Annotated in this window: 13 protein-coding genes; 10 read left to right on the plus strand and 3 right to left on the minus strand. The window is 71.0% G+C overall.

Annotated features, from left to right (window positions below; translation table 11 throughout):
- Nucleotides 1-7: 7 nt before the first annotated feature.
- The 5 genes from ACIBI5_RS16390 to ACIBI5_RS16410 all read left to right on the plus strand — a co-directional run bounded on the left by ACIBI5_RS16390 (nt 8) and on the right by ACIBI5_RS16410 (nt 4376).
- Nucleotides 8-772, plus strand: coding sequence for a type II secretion system F family protein (locus ACIBI5_RS16390; protein ID WP_397247482.1), 765 nt, complete (start codon nt 8-10; stop codon nt 770-772).
- A gap of 147 nt (nt 773-919) precedes the next feature.
- On the plus strand, nt 920-1252 hold the full coding sequence (locus ACIBI5_RS16395; RefSeq protein ID WP_397247484.1) for a DUF4244 domain-containing protein: 333 nt from the start codon (nt 920-922) through the stop codon (nt 1250-1252).
- Nucleotides 1249-1638, plus strand: a complete 390-nt coding sequence (locus ACIBI5_RS16400; RefSeq protein ID WP_397247486.1) for a TadE family type IV pilus minor pilin — start codon at nt 1249-1251, stop codon at nt 1636-1638. Before ACIBI5_RS16395 ends, ACIBI5_RS16400 begins: the two co-directional genes overlap by 4 nt.
- Nucleotides 1635-2111, plus strand: coding sequence for an Rv3654c family TadE-like protein (locus ACIBI5_RS16405; RefSeq protein ID WP_397247488.1), 477 nt, complete (start codon nt 1635-1637; stop codon nt 2109-2111). Before ACIBI5_RS16400 ends, ACIBI5_RS16405 begins: the two co-directional genes overlap by 4 nt.
- A 555-nt stretch (nt 2112-2666) precedes the next feature.
- On the plus strand, nt 2667-4376 hold the full coding sequence (locus ACIBI5_RS16410) for a hypothetical protein (RefSeq protein ID WP_397247490.1): 1710 nt from the start codon (nt 2667-2669) through the stop codon (nt 4374-4376).
- Nucleotides 4377-4737: 361 nt separating this feature from the next.
- On the opposite strand, the gene ACIBI5_RS16415 is transcribed toward ACIBI5_RS16410, so the two are convergent.
- On the minus strand, nt 4738-7137 hold the full coding sequence (locus tag ACIBI5_RS16415) for a DEAD/DEAH box helicase (RefSeq protein ID WP_397247492.1): 2400 nt from the start codon (nt 7135-7137) through the stop codon (nt 4738-4740).
- Between the two features lie 409 nt (nt 7138-7546).
- On the opposite strand from ACIBI5_RS16415, the gene ACIBI5_RS16420 reads away from it, so the two are divergent.
- The 5 genes from ACIBI5_RS16420 to ACIBI5_RS16440 all read left to right on the plus strand — a co-directional run bounded on the left by ACIBI5_RS16420 (nt 7547) and on the right by ACIBI5_RS16440 (nt 14163).
- Entirely contained in the window at nt 7547-7897 is a 351-nt protein-coding gene (locus ACIBI5_RS16420; RefSeq protein ID WP_020542579.1) for an STAS domain-containing protein, read from the plus strand.
- 2 nt (nt 7898-7899) lie between these two features.
- Nucleotides 7900-8328: an ATP-binding protein gene (locus ACIBI5_RS16425; RefSeq protein WP_379611337.1), complete on the plus strand. Its 429-nt coding sequence runs from the start codon at nt 7900-7902 to the stop codon at nt 8326-8328.
- Between the two features lie 613 nt (nt 8329-8941).
- On the plus strand, nt 8942-11224 hold the full coding sequence (locus tag ACIBI5_RS16430) for a sodium-translocating pyrophosphatase (RefSeq protein ID WP_397247494.1): 2283 nt from the start codon (nt 8942-8944) through the stop codon (nt 11222-11224).
- A 418-nt stretch (nt 11225-11642) separates the two neighbouring features.
- Entirely contained in the window at nt 11643-12110 is a 468-nt protein-coding gene (locus ACIBI5_RS16435; protein ID WP_397247496.1) for a SixA phosphatase family protein, read from the plus strand.
- Nucleotides 12111-12132: 22 nt separating this feature from the next.
- Nucleotides 12133-14163: an FUSC family protein gene (locus ACIBI5_RS16440; protein ID WP_397247498.1), complete on the plus strand. Its 2031-nt coding sequence runs from the start codon at nt 12133-12135 to the stop codon at nt 14161-14163.
- 10 nt (nt 14164-14173) lie between these two features.
- Here ACIBI5_RS16440 and serB read toward each other — a convergent pair whose 3' ends face one another.
- Nucleotides 14174-15394: a phosphoserine phosphatase SerB gene (serB, locus tag ACIBI5_RS16445; protein ID WP_397247500.1), complete on the minus strand. Its 1221-nt coding sequence runs from the start codon at nt 15392-15394 to the stop codon at nt 14174-14176.
- Between the two features lie 228 nt (nt 15395-15622).
- A complete protein-coding gene (locus tag ACIBI5_RS16450) occupies nt 15623-16183 on the minus strand; it encodes a hypothetical protein (RefSeq protein ID WP_397247502.1) in 561 nt (186 codons plus the stop codon).
- Between the last annotated feature and the right edge of the window lie 65 nt (nt 16184-16248).

Here is a 16248-nt window from a genome sequence, read left to right on the forward strand (position 1 = left end):
CTGATCCATGTACCTTCTGGCTGCTCTGTGCGCTGCCGTGGCCGTCTGGGTCTGGCTGCCTCCGGACACGGCCGCTCGCCGGTTGTCGCGCCTGCGCCCTCCCGGCGACGGCGCGGCGCGCGACCCCGCTGAGGAGGTGCCTCGCTGGCTCGGATCCACGCCCACGTGGCCTCCCGACCGGCGCACGCTCGTGTCCGCCGCCTGCGCCGGGCTTGTGACCGGGCTGGCGGTCGGGGGTGTGGCGGGTGTCGTCGCCGGGGTTCTCGCGGCTTCGGGGGCCGGCTGGGCGCTGCATCGGCAGGAGCCTCCGGCTGTCCGCCTGGAACGCCGGCGGATCGCGGCCGACCTTCCCTTCGCCGTGGATCTGATGGCCGCCTGCCTGCTGGCGGGCCGGCCGGTCAGCACCGCCAAGGAGACCGCGGCCGGGGCCGTGCCCGGGCCGTTGGCGGATCGCCTGCTGTGGGTGAGCACTCAGCTGCGCCTGGGGGCGGACGCGGAGCCCACCTGGGCCCACCTGGCCCGCGATCCTGCCACCGCTCACCTGGCCCGTGCCATGACCCGGGCCGCTCTCAGCGGGGCGCCGGTGGCCGACGTACTCACCCGTCTGGTTGACGATGCCCGGGAGGCGGCTCGTGCAACGTCGCTGGCCGCCGCGCGCAGGGTGGCGGTGAAGGCGGTGGCGCCGCTGGGGCTGTGCTTCCTGCCCGCGTTCGTGCTGCTGGGCGTCATCCCGATCATCGCGGGCCTGGCGTCCACGATCGTCCTGCCCTGATCGTGCCGCAGGCGCTATCCACAGCTGTGCACATCCCGCGGGCGTCAATCCACAGAACCTCGTTCAGCCGATCGCCACCCACCCCCTCTCGGCGACTCTTGGACTCCCGCGCCGGTCAAGCCCCAGCGCCCAACACCAGGAGGCCCGATGAGCACCACGACCATCCAGCGAGACATCGCAGCCAAGCCCCCCGCCCCACCCCACCCCGAACCCCCGGATCCAGATCGCAGCGCTCCCGACACTCCAGAACCCGATGCCGACCCCACCACGCGGGCGATCCCCGAGCAGTCACCCCCCGCAGAGCTCACGTCCCACCGCACGGCCGTCAGGTCCGACGCCGGCATGTCCACCGCCGAGTACGCGGTGGGCACCCTCGCCGCCGTGGCCTTCGCACTGCTGCTCATCAAGGTCATCAACAGCCCCGAGATCCTCGACGCCCTCACCGCCCTGGTCGACCGGGCGCTCAACTCAGCCGGATGACGATGCGTACCTGGTGGCGTCCAACGCAAGCGCGGGCCGCCACCCCCGCCGCGTCGAGAGGCTCGGTCACCGCCGAGACCGCCGCCATGCTCCCCGCCCTGATCGTGGTCCTGGCGGCTGCCCTGTGGGCCGTCCAGGCGGTAGGCGCCCAGCTGGAATGCGTGGACGCCGCCAGAGCCGCCGCCAGAGCCGCGGCCCGGGGTGAACCCCTGGACAAGGTCCAGGAGGCCGCCCGATCGGCCACCCGGCCCGGGGCTCAGGTCCGCATCACCCGCTCCCCGCAACTGACGAAGGTCGAGATCACCATGGACGTCCGCCCCAACTGGGCCACCCGCCTGCCCGCCGTCACGGTGACGGCCTCCGCGACAGCAGGCACCGAACAATGACCGGCGAGCCCGAGCCCGAGCCCGAGCCCGAGCCCGAGCCCGAGCCCGAGCCCGAGCCCGAGCCCGAGCCCAGCGCCAGCAACCCGGCAACCAGGAGCAGGCGGCCCCGCGACCAAGGCTCGGCCACGATCTGGGGCGTTGGCCTCATGGCGTTGCTCATGTCGGCGGCCATGACTCTGGCCGCGGTCGGCTCCGTCCGCGTCGCCAGGCACCGGGTGTACGCGGCCGCCGACCTGAGCGCCCTGGAAGCCGCCCGTCTAGCCCTGGCCGCCCCGGATCAGGCCTGCGCGCGGGCCGAGAAGGTCGCGCTGGCCAACGCCGTACGCCTGACCCGCTGCACCATCACCGAAGAGACCGCCGACGTGTGGACATCCCTGGACATCACCCTCCCAGGCGTGGGCAAACGCGTCGTCACAGGCCGAGCCCGCGCAGGCCCGTCCTGGATCACCTCAGAAGGCACCACCGACCCCTGACGCCCACCCCGCACCCGCTCCACCCCCCGTCCCACTCCAGTGCGGCCCCGGGCGGCCCTTCACACGGGCTTTGCCCCCGCTCCCGTCTCACCCCGTGTCCCTGTCCAGCTCCCGTCTCGCCCCTTGTTCCTGCCCCGCACTCGCCTCGTCCCGTGTTCCTGCCCCGCTCCTGGACCCCTCTGGCTGTCCCACTCTTCCCGCCTGATCGTCCCGGCCCTGCTCGGCTGCTTGGCTGTCTCGGGGTCGGGGGTCGGGGGTCGGGGGTCGGGGGTCGGGGGTCGGGGGTGAGGGCGGTTGCGGGGGGAGTATTGGGGCGGCGGGGTGGTTAGGGGTGGGGTTGTGGGGGTTGGTGGGAGGTAGGTCGCAATCGAATCACGACTTCTTGGACGCCGTGTCCAAGAGTGAGATATCTGGCGTAAGGTCACGCTTACCCTCGGTTCATGCCTTCTGGGATTAGGCCTGGGAACGGCGCATCTCAGTCGCTATGGTCGCCGGGGAACTGGCACTTCCGGCCGCCCTGACAGGCGGCACGAGGCTCTCCTGAAGGGATGCGTCGTGACGGTGGTTGGCAGACTGGTGACCGCCACGCTGGTCGTGGCCGGGTCCATCGCGCTCGGCGGCGGTACGGCGTCGGCCCAGGGGCAGACGTTCGTACCGGGTCAAGGGATGCTCGGTGCCGTCCGTGGGCAGGATGGGCAGATCACGTCGCCTTCCGATGGCCAGGTCGTCAGTGGTGGGTCGGTGCCTGTTTCCGCGCGTACCCGGCTGGCGCAGCTGAGCATGGCGCTCTACGTCGAAGGGCCGTCCACGCCTCGGCAGAAGGTGGCCAGTGGGGGCGCGAACCAGACGTTGTCGGGGACGTTCGACGCCGGGGACGTGCCCAACGGGACCTTCACCGTGACGCTCCGGGGCGAGATCAGCGGCAGCACCTATGAGACGAGCACGTTCAAGCTCCGGCGGGCGGCGGCGGCGCCCAGCGGGGTGGACGCCACGCTGCGGGGCGCGGACAAGGTGGTCGTGACCTGGAGCAAGGGCCGTGAGCCCGATCTCCAGTCGTACGAGGTGGCCACCACCCAGTCCGGGATCGTCGGGCGGATGTCGGCCGACGAGGCGTGCGGGGGAGGCACCTGCAAGGCGACGCTGTCCGTGCCGCCCAAGGCCGCGGGGCAGCGGGTGGGGTTCACGGTGAAGGCGTACCGGGGGGACGGTGACGGCGGCTCGATCGGGTCGGGCAACTCGGGCGCGGCGTATGTGAACGTGCCCGCGCCGCCCGCCGCCAAGCCGACCACGAAGAAGGCGACCACCGCCCCCACCACCAAGCCGCAGACCAACAAGAACGGCGTCGACGAACTCCCCACGATCCCGAACAACAAGAAGAAGACCGAGCCCAAGACCACCGGCAGGGTCACCTCTCCCAAGAACGACACCAAGCTCCCGGCGATGCCGGAGACCGACAAGAACGGCAACCTGCCGCTGCCCACCGCCGACGAACAGGCCAAGGACGACGGGCTCGCCCCGGCCGCCGAAGAGAGCCAGGCGCCTGCCGACAGCAAGGTGACGGCGCAGTCGTCGGAGTCCCCGTTGGGCAGCGTGGGGCAGTACGGGCTCTATGTCGCAGGTGGCCTTGTTCTTCTGCTGGTCGCGGTTCACTTCGGCGCTTGGGCGCGGCGGCGGTCGCTGGCGAACGCGGGCGGTCCGAGCGGCGGGCCTGGCGTGGGGGTTGGTGGAGGCGGGTATGACGGGCCACCGTCCGGCGACGGCGTTCCGCCCGCCACGACTGCGCCTCGCCGTCCGGCTGTGGTTCTGGCGGTGGCCAAGACCCGCCCGAAGCGTGACCAGCCGGACGTTCCCCTGCCTGGGAGCGCCCCATCGCGGGTGCCGCCGCAGGTCTCCGGCCTGACGAGGGCGTCCAGTGCGCCGTCGGGTCCGGCCTCGGCTTCCGGTCAGCTGCCGGACGGCCAGGTGCCTGGTGCCGCGGGCGGGGTGGAGCCGTCTGCTGCCTTACCGCTGTACCTGAGCGCCGACGACATCCGCACCGCGCAGAACCAGGCCGACGCCGCCCGTCACGAGCCGGTCCGTATCGCTCTGCCCAGTTCGGCGGTGACCGAGATGCCGGAGTCGTCGGTGCCCGCGCCTGCCGTACGGCTTGAGGATCGTTGGGATGACTACCTCCCGCCGACTCCTCGGGCGATGGAGGACAGCGGGTTCTGGGAGCGTCCCCAGCCGGGCGACTTCTGGACTCCCGACGAGCGAGTGGAAAGCTGACCGCGTCCCTCCTTTACGGCCGCTGCTTTGAAGGCCGCTTTTCTCTTACGGCCGGCCAACTTGCCCCACCCGCCGCACGGGGCTGGTGGCGTTCCAGGGTGACGGTCGTCGGCCGCGCGTGGTCGGCCGCCGCGACGACCGCACCGTGGGCCGGTCGCCGTGGCCCGGATACCCAGATCGGCCCGGCCTTTGATCGCCAACTGGTCCGTACCAGAGCACCCTCTCGGCCGGCTCCCGAATTCCCCCGGCTCGCCAAGCAGGTCTCGACCCGGCTCAGCGGCCGGCGGCCTCGGCGGTTTGGCGGGGCGGCCCAGCGGCTTGGCAGGTAGGCAGGTTGGCTGCCCGGCGGCCTTGCGTGGGGTCAGGGGTCTAGGAGGGTGTCCAGGAGGCGGAGGGCGCCGGGTTTGCTGAGGGGTTCGTTGCCGTTTCCGCATTTGGGGGACTGGATGCAGGATGGGCAGCCGCGTTCGCACTCGCAGGAGCGGATGGCTTCGCGGGTGGCGGTGAGCCAGTCCGTCGCTCGGGAGTAGCCGCGTTCGGCGAAGCCGGCGCCGCCCTCGTGGCCGTCGTAGACGAAGACGGTCAGGAGGCCGGTGTCGAAGTGGAGTTCGGTGGACACGCCGCCGATGTCCCAGCGGTCGCAGGTGGCGAACAGCGGGAGCAGTCCGATGGAGGCGTGCTCGGCGGCGTGGGCGGCGCCGGCCAGGTCGAAGCCCTCCTCCGAGAGGGTGGCGATCGTGTCGGCCGGGAGGGTCCACCAGACGGCGCGGGTGCGGAGGGTGCGTGGGGGGAGTTCCAGGGGTTCGTCGCCCAGCATCTCGCCGGAGTGGAGGCGGCGCTTCAGGTAGGAGACGACCTGCCGGGTGACCTCCACCTCCCCGAACGTCAGGGTGCCCGGCCCGATGGGGGCGGTGCGGAGGGACTTGAGTACGCGGATCTCGGTGATGTCGCGGGCGAACGTCGAGTAGTCGGGCTCGGCGGCGCCCACCAGAGCGACACCGGCTTCCAGGTCCAGCTCTTCCACCAGGAAGGTTTCGCCCTGGTGGAGGTAGACGGCGCCGGTGTGGACGGTGGTGTGGGCCGAGGGCTCGTCCACCGTGCCCAGCAGGCGGCCGGTCGCGGACTCCACCACCTGGACGGGGGCTCCGCCGGCGCCTCGGATGTCGGCCAGGTCGGTGGCGCGTTCGCGTCTGGTCCAGAACCAGCCCGCGGACCTTCGGCGGAGCAGGCCCTGCTCTACGAGGTCGTCCAGGACCGTCGCGGTGGTGTCGCCGAATGTCGCCAGATCCTCCTCCGCCAGCGGGATCTCGGCGGCGGCGGCGCAGAGGTGGGGGCCGAGGACGTACGGGTTGTCCGGGTCCAGGACTATGGCCTCCACCGGGCGGCCGAACAGGGCTTCAGGGTGGTGGACCAGGTAGGTGTCCAGGGGGTCGTCGCGGGCGATCAGTACGGCCAGCGCGTCCTGGCCGTCACGCCCCGCCCGGCCCGCCTGCTGCCACAGGGACGCGCGGGTGCCCGGCCAACCGGCGATCAGGACGGCGTCCAGGCCGGAGACGTCCACGCCGAGTTCGAGGGCGTTGGTGGTGGCCAGGCCGATCAGGGTGCCGGCGCGCAGGGCCTTCTCCAGGAGACGGCGATCCTCCGAGAGGTAGCCCGCGCGGTAGGCGGCCACCTTGTCGGGCAGACCGGCCAGATCCGCCCACAGGTCGACGGGGACGGCTTGGGCGTCTTCGGCCGGGAGATCGCGGGGGGTGCGGTCAGCCGGGGGTGTGGGCGCGGGGACGCCAAGAAGGGCGTCCGGTGCGGGAGCGGGGAGGGCGTCGGCTGGGGGCGCGGGCACGGGGATGCCAGGGAGTGCGTCCGGTGCGGGAGCGGGGAGGGCGTCGGCTGGGGGTGTGGGCGCGGGGAGGGTGTCCGCCGGGGGTGTGGGAAGGGTGTCGGCTGGGGGGGTTGGGAGGGGGATGTCCTGGAGGTTGGGGAGGGGGGCGCCGGGGAGGGGGCCGAGGTGGGCGCCGTGGGGGAGGGTGGCGGCCACGTCGGCCAGCTTCGCGCGGGCCGACAGGGCGACCGTCTCCGCCCCCCGGCGGCTGCGGACGAAGGCGAGGGTGCGGACGTCGGCCAGAACCAGGTCGGCGAGCAGGTCGGCGGTCTCCGCGGTGGCGGTGCGGCGGACCGGGGCGCCGCCTTCGCCCCGTAGATCCGTCAGAGGCGGTTCCCAGAGCGCGAACGTGGTCGACCCCTTGGGCGAGGCGTCCAAGGTCACCTCGTCCATCTCAAGCCCCGTCAGCCGCCTCCCGAACACCGCCGGCTCACTCGCCGTCGCGGAGGCGAGCATGAAGACGGGCGCGGAGCCGTACCGGCCGCACACGCGGCGCAACCGCCGCAGGATCTGGGCCACGTGGGAGCCGAAGACACCGCGGTAGCCGTGGCACTCGTCGACGACGATCATGCGCAGGCGGCGGAAGAAGGCGGACCACTGGGCGTGGCGGGGCAGGATGCCGCGGTGGAGCATGTCGGGATTTGTCAGGACGTAGTTGGCGTGCTGGCGGACCCACGTACGTTCCTCGAAGGGGGTGTCGCCGTCGAAGGTGGCCGGCCGTACCGCGGAGACGCGTAGCTCGCGCACCGAGCGGAGCTGGTCGGCGGCGAGCGCCTTCGTGGGCGTGAGGTAGAGGACGGTGCCGCCGTCGAGGCAGGCGGCGATCGCGGGCGTGAGGTACGCGAGCGACTTCCCGGACGCCGTTCCTGTGGAAATGATCACGTTTCGGCCACGGCGCACCAGGTCAGCGGCCTCGTACTGGTGGGGCCACAAACCCGCTACGCCCTGGTTCGCCAAGCGCGTAACCAGGAGTTCCGGTGCCCATTTGGGCCATCCCACTTGACCCGCCTGACGTGCTGGAACATGCTCCACATGGGTGACGCGCTCATGACGTGCGGGAACGCCGAGCAGGTGCTGGAGGAGTGGACCTGGCCGGTGTGGGGAGGAAGCGGAGGAAGTCACTGTTTCCAGTCTGGCATCCGTGGGCAAAGTCGCCGGGAATCGTGATTTCGTATAGACACAAGGCAGACGCGTGGTTGAATGCCGCGCGTCAGGGTCCGACAGTCGGGAGTCCCGCTCCAGACTGCCAGGCCCGCAAGGGTACTTTCGCAGGCGAGGCGCTGGAGGATCTGTGGATCTGAAGCTGGATCACCACAACGAGGACCGACTCACCATCGTGGAGGTCGAGGGTGAGATCGATGTCTACACCGCGCCCAGATTGCGTGAGCTTCTGATCGACCTGGTCAACAAGGGCAACTTCCACCTTCTCGTGAACATGGAGAAGGTCGACTTCCTGGACTCGACCGGCCTTGGCGTCCTGGTCGGCGGGCTCAAGCGAGTTCGCGCGCACGATGGCTCTCTCGAGCTGGTCTGCACGCAGGAGCGCATCCTGAAGATCTTCCGGATCACCGGTCTGACCAAGGTCTTCGGGATCTACGCTTCGGTCGACGAGGCCAAGGAAGCTCACGGCAAAGACAAGTAGCCATGGCTACCGTCGAGCTGACGTTCAGCGCCCTCCCCGCCCACGTGCGGACCGCCAGGCTGGTCGCCACGGCCATCGCCCGGCGTACCGGCGTGGAGGAGTCGCTGCTTGACGAGGTCAGGCTGGCCGTCGGTGAGGCTTGCTCCCGGGCCGTGGAGGCGCATCGCGCCCACTGCCCGGGAGAGCCGATCCGCATCGAGCTTCGCGATGATTCCGGCCGCTTCGAGGTCACGGTCAGCGACCAGGCCCCGAGCGACGAGATCCAGCAGGAGCAGCCGGTCGATCTGGGCATGCTCTCCGATTCGTTCATGTCGGGTTTCGGCATCGCGGTGATCGCGGGGCTGGCCGACGATGTCGAGGTGTTCCCCAGCCCCAAGGGGATGCGCATCAGGATGAGCTGGCCGGCCTCTCTCAACGGCCGCGCCTCCTGACTTCGGCGCCGCCCTCGTAAGGGGCGCGCCCGCGGAAGCGTGGTGCTTGTCCTAAAAGGACACGCCTGTGACAGGGGATGCGCGCCCACGCCCGTGGTCGCGTGTCCCCGGGGTCGTAGCGGGCGTCCGTCTTACAAAACGCGCCCTCATGGTGTCGTGGTGCCGCGTCGGGCGCGGAAGAGCCCCTTCCGGCATTACGGCGAAGCCGGCCACCCCCACCCGCCGACCATGGCCGGCGGCCTCCAGGGTGACGCTTCTGAACCCGCACGCGCCCGGCCGCCGCGACGGCGCCCGGTGGCCCGCCTCCACTTACCCCCATTTCGGACAGCACTTTTCAAGAAGTTGTCATGACCGTAAACCGCCGGACATAACCCGAGCCAGTTCCCAAATCGGGTCCCAGTCTGGGGCTTACTGGACGTGGGCATAATTGCCCGCCTCAAGAGCCTTCATATCCGCGGAACCCCTGCGTAGACTCCCCCGCACCGGCCAAGGTGATCCGGCGACACTGCGGACTCAACCGGAAGCGGCACCCATTACCCGGATGGTGCCGCACCAACCGAGAACCTTGCAGCACCGCCCGGGCAGGACGTACCGGTCTTGCCGAGGAGAACGGATGTTTAGGCACTACCTGGCTGCCGAGCCAGCGTCGAATCTGACCCTGAGCGGAAGCAATCTGACCATCGTGGTCGTGGTGGCCGCCGTGGCACTCATCGCATTGGCCGTCGCCGGCGGCCTCGTACGCGAGGTGCTGGCGGCCGACCAAGGCACAGAGCGCATGCAGAACATCGCGCGTGCCGTACAGGAAGGAGCGGCCGCCTATCTGAAGCGGCAGTTCAAGACTCTCGCCATTTTCGTCGTCATCATCCCCATCGTGCTGTGGTTCCTGCCCGGCGCGACGGATGTGAAGATCGGCCGCTCGATCTTCTTCATCGTCGGTGCGGGCTTTTCCGCATTGACGGGATTCATGGGCATGTGGCTGGCCGTACGCGGAAATGTGCGTGTGGCGGCCGCGGCCCGAGCGAGCGGCGAGAAGCGCGCGATGCGCATCGCCTTCAGGACCGGCGGCGTGGCCGGCATGTTCACGGTGGGCTTGGGCCTGCTGGGCGCCGCCGTCGTCGTGTTCCTCTACCAGGGTGACGCCCCCGGAGTGCTCGAAGGCTTCGGCTTCGGCGCGGCGCTGCTCGCCATGTTCATGCGTGTCGGCGGCGGCATCTTCACCAAGGCCGCGGACGTCGGAGCCGACCTGGTCGGCAAGGTCGAACAGGGCATCCCGGAGGACGACCCGCGCAACCCCGCCACCATCGCCGACAACGTCGGCGACAACGTGGGCGACTGCGCGGGTATGGCGGCCGACCTGTTCGAGTCGTACGCGGTCATGCTGGTCGCCAGCCTGATCCTGGGCAAGGTGGCCTTCGGTGAGCAGGGACTGATCTTCCCGCTCATCGTGCCGATGATCGGTGTCGTCACCGCCATCATCGGCATCTTCGTCACCGGCCTGCGCGACAAGGACCGCAACGGCATGGCGGCCATCAACCGCAGCTTCTTCATCTCCGCCGCGATCTCCGCGGTGCTCGTGGCCGCGGCCGCCTTCTGGTACCTGCCGAGCAGCTTCAGCGGCCTGGCCGGTTCCTCGGTCCAGTCCGACGCCGACCCGCGGATCATCGCGATCGGCGCCGTGCTCGTCGGCCTCGTGCTGGCCAGCGCGATCCAGCTGCTCACCGGCTACTTCACGGAGACCAACCGGCGTCCCGTCCAGGAGATCGCCGAGAGCTCCCGGACCGGCGCGGCGACCGTCATCCTGTCCGGCATCAGTGTCGGCCTGGAGTCCGCGGTCTACTCCGCGCTGATCATCGGCGGCGCCGTCTACGGCGCGTTCCTGCTGGGCTTCGGCAACGTGACCGTGGCGCTGTTCGCGGTCGCGCTGGCCGGAACCGGTCTGCTGACCACCGTGGGCGTCATCGTCTCGATGGACACCTTCGGCCCGGTCTCCGACAACGCGCAGGGCATCGCCGAGATGTCGGGCGACGTCGAGGGTGAGGGCGCCCGCGTCCTGACCAGCCTCGACGCGGTCGGCAACACCACCAAGGCGATCACCAAGGGCATCGCGATCGCCACGGCGGTGCTCGCGGCGACCGCCCTGTTCGGCGCCTTCAAGACCGCCGTCCAGGGCGAACTACCGAACCCGGCCACCTTCGGCCTCGACATCGACCAGCCGAACGTGCTCGTCGGCCTGATCATCGGCGCCGCGGTCGTCTTCCTGTTCTCCGGCCTGGCCATCATGGCCGTCGGACGGGCGGCGATGCGGGTGGTCTACGAGGTCCGCGACCAGTTCCGCAGCAACCCCGGCATCATGGACGGCACCGTCAAGCCGGAGTACGGCCGCGTCGTCGACATCTGCACCCGCGACTCGCTGCGCGAGCTGGCCACGCCAGGTCTGCTCGCCGTCATGACCCCGATCGCGGTCGGCTTCGCACTGGGCTACGCGCCGCTGGGCGCGTTCCTGGCCGGCGCCATCGCCTGCGGCACGCTGATGGCGGTCTTCCTGGCCAACTCGGGCGGCGCCTGGGACAACGCCAAGAAGCTCGTCGAGGACGGCCACCACGGCGGCAAGGGTTCCGAGGCGCACGAGGCAACGATCATCGGCGACACGGTCGGCGACCCGTTCAAGGACACCGCGGGCCCGGCCATCAACCCGCTCATCAAGGTCATGAACCTGGTGGCACTGCTGGTGGCCCCCGCCGTCGTCCTCTACGCGGACAACCCGGCCGTGCGGATCGGCGTGACGACGTTCGCGGTCGTGGTGGTCATCGTGGCCATCGTGATCAGCAAGCGCCGCTCGGTGCCGGTCGACTCCACCTCCGACAACGACCGCGACCCCGCCCCCGTGGCGTCGTAGCGGCCATGTAGTCAAGCGGTACCACGCGGAAAGGCGCCCGTCGTTCGCGGCGGGCGCCTTTTCGCGTCCGTAAAACCCGCCCTTCCGTTACGGCAAGGCCACCGCCCCCACCTCCCGCCGCAGCGGGCGCGCGCCGATCGTCGGGCGCCGCGCACGTCGCACGTGGTCCCCACCGCCACGACGCCCCGTTGACCGGCCACCGCGGCAAGGACCTGCACGGGCCGGCCCAACGCCAACGGCATGAGGCGAAACTGGAACCGGGCGGATGCCGGGGCGGGGTGGTCGGGTGGGAAACTGGGCGGGTGGAAGAGAAGCGGCCCAACGGTGGCAGGACGCTGGCCCTGATTCTGCTGGCCATGGTGGTGATCCTGGGCGTTCTCGTCGGGCTCGCCGTCTGGGCGTCGAGAGGGTGAGCGGCGTGCGTACGCTCATCGTGCTGAGGCACGCCAAGGCCGCCCAGGTCCCGGGGCTGGCGGATCGGGATCGGCCGCTCACCGAGCGGGGCGAGCGGGACGCCGGGCGGGCCGGTGACGAGATCCGAGCTCTGGGGTACGAGCCTGACCTGGTGCTCTGTTCTCCGTCCCTGCGCACGCGGCGTACCGCGGAGCTGGCTTTCCCCGAGCGAAGCGTCAGCTTCGAGCGGGACATCTACGAGGCTTACGCCGACGAACTGCTGGCGCTGGTGCGGCTGCAGGATCCGGAGGCGCGGACGCTGGTCCTGTGCGGGCACAACCCGGGGGTTCACGAGCTGGCGCTCGGGCTGGCGGGTGGGGATTACGGGTTTCGGCCTGGGTCGTTCGCGGTGATCCAGATGGCTTCGGCCTGGGTAGATCTCTGGCCAGGGGAGGGACGCCTGGTCACGCGCTGGGATCCCAAGCAGGCCTAGGAGCTACACCGGGGGCGGATCCATGCGGGGGGCCGTTCGTTCGCTGAGGCGTGGTTTCGAGCTGCCCGCCCGTCCGCCGTGGGGCTACGGGCTGCTGTGCGGGGTGGCGATCGCGCTTCCGCTGGTGATCGGGTCCGTGGCCGGGGCGCCGCAGGCGGGTGGGCTGGCGGCTCTGGGGGCCTATTTCACGGCTTTCGGGGATGCCTACGGGAAGCCGTACGGGCAGCGCGCCCGGAATCTCGCCATCAAGGTGGGGCTGATCGCGGCGGGGTTCTGGCTCGGGACGTTGATCGCGCCGCACCCGTGGTGGGCGGTCGGGGTGATCGGGCTGGTGGCGGCGGCCGGCGGGCAGTGGCGGACCGTGGGGATGCCTCCGGTGCTGGCCGTGGTCACGGGGTTCTATCTGATCCCCCGGGTGGGGTTCGACGGCGCCTTGATGGTCGGGCTCGGGGGGATCGAGTTCTGCGTGCTCGCGCTCGCGCTGTGGCCCGTGCGACGGCTCGACCCGCTGAAGGACGCCTTCGACGAGGCGGTCGAGGCTCTGGCCGGCATGCTGGAGGGGCTCGGGCGGTCCGAGGAGGACTGGGCCGAGCTGCGCGAGCGCGGGTCCCAGGCGCTGGATGACGCCGCCACCTCCTCCGCCGCGTATCGCGGTGGGGAGGATCTCGACCGGTCGCCGGACGCCTACGTGCAGACGCTGGTGCGGATCTTTCACGAGACGGTGGCGCTGCGGGCGTTCCGGGCGGAGGCGGGCGCGGAACGGCAGGAGATCGACAAGGTCGTCGCGGCGCTGACGGCCGCGTTGCGGCAGGTGGCCGCGGGCAGCGTCGTGGGTGTGCCGGTCGCGATGGCGGCCACGGCCGACTTCGCCGAGCACATCTCGCGGCTGCGGGCGCGGCGGCTGTCCGACCCGGAGTCGCTGCGGACCGTCGCGCTCCTCGGTCAGGTACGGCGCTGCCTCGACCGGATCGCCGTGGCGGTGCGGACGCTCGGGGTGTTCACCAGCGAGGGCATCCAGGCCCCGGCCCGGTTGCCGCGGTTCACCTGGCAGCTCAGGTTCGGCGACGAACCCGAGCACGCCGGGCGGCTCGGCATCGCGGTGGCCGCGTCGATGGCGCTGATGGTGGGCCTGCACGAGCACTACGGCAAGTGGTTCGTGTTCACTGTGATGATGGGCCTGCGCTCCACCTATGGCGACACCGTGGACCGGGTGGTGCTCCGAGTCGCCGGGACCGTGGTCGGCGCCGGCGCGGCGGCGCTGGTGCTGGCGGCGGTGCCGAGCGCGTACACGATCGTGGCGACGGTGCTGGTCTTCGGGACGCTCGGGTTCGCGCTGCGTGAGGTCAGCTACGGGTACTGGACGGTGTTCGCGACGCCGCTGGCGCTGCTGCTGACGGACTTCTCGACCCGGCTGGACTGGGAGGCCGCGGGAATCCGCCTCGTGCTGACCGCGGGCGGCGGCGTGCTCGCGCTGGTCGCCGCCCGGCTGTTGTGGCCGCGCGGAGAGGCGAGCGGGATCAAGGACCTGACCGTGGACCTCCTGACCGAGCACGCCGCGGTCATCCGCGCCCTGGCCGAACGCGACCTCGACGCCATGTCCGAGCGCACCGAGGCCGCCGGTCAGGCCGCCGACCGGCTCGGCGAGTCGCTTGACCGGCTGGAGAAGGAACCCCGCGGACAGGCGCCCGAGGAACTACGCGCCGCCCTCACCCTGTCCAGGAAGCTGCGCGACGACGCGCTGCTGCTGGCCGCGGTGCTGCGGGGCTCGGAGGTGGGATCCGACGCCACCACCGCCGTGCTCGACGCGGTGGCCGACCGGCTGGTGGCGAGCGCGCGGGCCGTACGGGACAACACGCGGCCTCCGGAGGAGGACGCCTACGGCGACGGGCTGGACGAGGTGGCCAGCCACGTCGACGAGCTGCTGGAGGAGGCCGCCGAGGGCGAGCCCTCCTCGGTACGGCGGGCGTTGCGCCACGCGGTCACCGCCCACCCGGCGCTGCGCACCCTGAACACCGACGCCCTCGACCTGGCCCGATCGGTCACCCGGCGCTGAGCCGTCGCGCTCAGTTCGGCGCCAGGACGTCGTCCTCGGCGTCGGCGGCCTCGACCTCGTCGCGGGAGATGCCGAGGAGGTAGAGGATCACGTCCAGGTACGGGGAGTTGACGGCGGTGTCGGCGGCCTGGCGGACGACGGGCTTGGCGTTGAAGGCGATGCCCAGCCCGGCGGTGGCGATCATGTCGAGGTCGTTGGCGCCGTCGCCGATCGCGACCGTCTGGCTGATCGCGATGCCGGCCTCGCGGGCGAAGCGCTCCAGCGCGCGCGCCTTGCCGGGACGGTCGACGATCTCGCCGACGACCCGGCCGGTGAGGTGGCCGTCGACGACTTCGAGGACGTTCGCCGCCGAGTAGTCGATGCCGAGGTCCGACACCAGCGAGTCGGTGATCTGGGTGAAGCCGCCGCTGACGATGGCGAAGCGGTAGTCGAGGCGCTTGAGCGTGCGCACCAGCGTCCGGGCGCCCGCGGTGAGGACGACCTCCTGGCGCACCTGCTCGAACACCGACGCCGGCAGCCCCTCCAGCAACGCCACCCGGCGGCGCAGCGACTCGGCGAAGTCCAGCTCGCCGCGCATCGCCTCTTCGGTGACCCGCGCCACCTCGTCCAGGCAGCCCGCGTGGGCGGCCAGCAGCTCGATGACCTCGCCCTGGATGAGGGTCGAGTCGACGTCCATGACGATGAGCCGCTTGGCCCGCCGGGACAGGCCCGTGCGCTGGACGGCCACGTCCACCTTCTGGGCGGCGGCCTCGGCGGCCAGTTCGACGCGCAGCGCGTCGGGGTCGGCACCGGACACCGACAGTTCGATGCAGGTGACCGGCCACTGGGCCAGGCGTTCGATGCGGTCGATGTTGGCGCCGGCGGCGGCGATCCTGCCCGCGATGCCGGCGATGGCGGCCGGGGGGAGCGAGGGGCCGAGCACGCTGACCGACAGGCGGCCGCGGCGGCGCTGCTCCTTGGTGAGGGAGCCGGTGGAGAGCTCGACCTCCAGACCGAGGTCTTCCGCGGTGCGCTCGACGGCGGTCCACATGGCGCCGAGCGTGCTGCCGGTGCCGGTGGACGGGCCGCCGACGTAGGCGACGAGCACGCCGAGGGTCAGCCGGCCGCGGATGACGACCTGTTCGATGTCGGAGACGGTGACCGGGAACCCGGCCAGGACGGAGAACAGGCGACTGGTGACACCGGGCCGGTCGGGGCCGGTGAGCGTGATCAGGAGGGTGCGCTGGTCCACTTGAGCCACGGTACTGCGCCGCATCCGCCCGCTGCTCATCGGCCCAACATTCGGACGCCCGCTTCCCGTTACGGCAAGCCACCGCCCCGCCTCCCGCCGAAGGGGGTGAGCGCCGATCGTCGGGCGCCGCGCACGTCGCACGTGGCCCCCACCGCCACGACGCCCTGTTGACCGTCCACCACGGACCAAGGGCGAACCCCGGGTGTCCCGGGGTTCGCGTGGAGCGACCTAGCGGACGATCTTGGTCTTGACCTTCTTGCCGTAGAACCAGGACTTGAAGCCGCCGATCCGGTCGATCTCCTCCTTGTCCATGTTCTCCATGCCGATCGGGATGTCGTACACCAGCGCCCCGAGCTGGGCGGTGGCCGTGCCGCGGGTGCCCTTCTTCAGGGTGACCTGGATGTCGAGCCAGTCCTTGTCACCCTTCTCCAGCTCCCAGGGGCCCCAGCACCAGAACCCGGTCGGGTCCCAGTCGCACTGGGTGCCCTTGGGGCCGTTGTAGCGCAGGCCGTTGACGATGCCCTTGGGCAGCTTGCCGCCGACCCAGTAGTAGTCGGCCTGGTGGGGGCCGGTGTTCAGCACGTCGATCCGGTACTGGATCTTGCCGCCGCGCTTCACCGTCTTGGGCGCCCTGACGCCCACCTTCATGATCGAGTAAGGCTGGTCCGCGGCCTTGGCGGCGACGGTGGTGGTCGTGGTGGCGGTGCCGGCAGCCGCCGGGACGGCCGGAAGGATCATGGCCCCCGCGACGAGCGTGAAGGTGGCTACCTTCGTGATGGAGTTGCGCATGCAGCTGTCTCCGTGAGGAAAGTGGGACGAGGAAAACCCCCCGTGAACGTCGGCTTTTCCTATCA

Source organism: Nonomuraea sp. NPDC050540, assembly GCF_044457485.1.
Taxonomy (GTDB): domain Bacteria; phylum Actinomycetota; class Actinomycetes; order Streptosporangiales; family Streptosporangiaceae; genus Nonomuraea.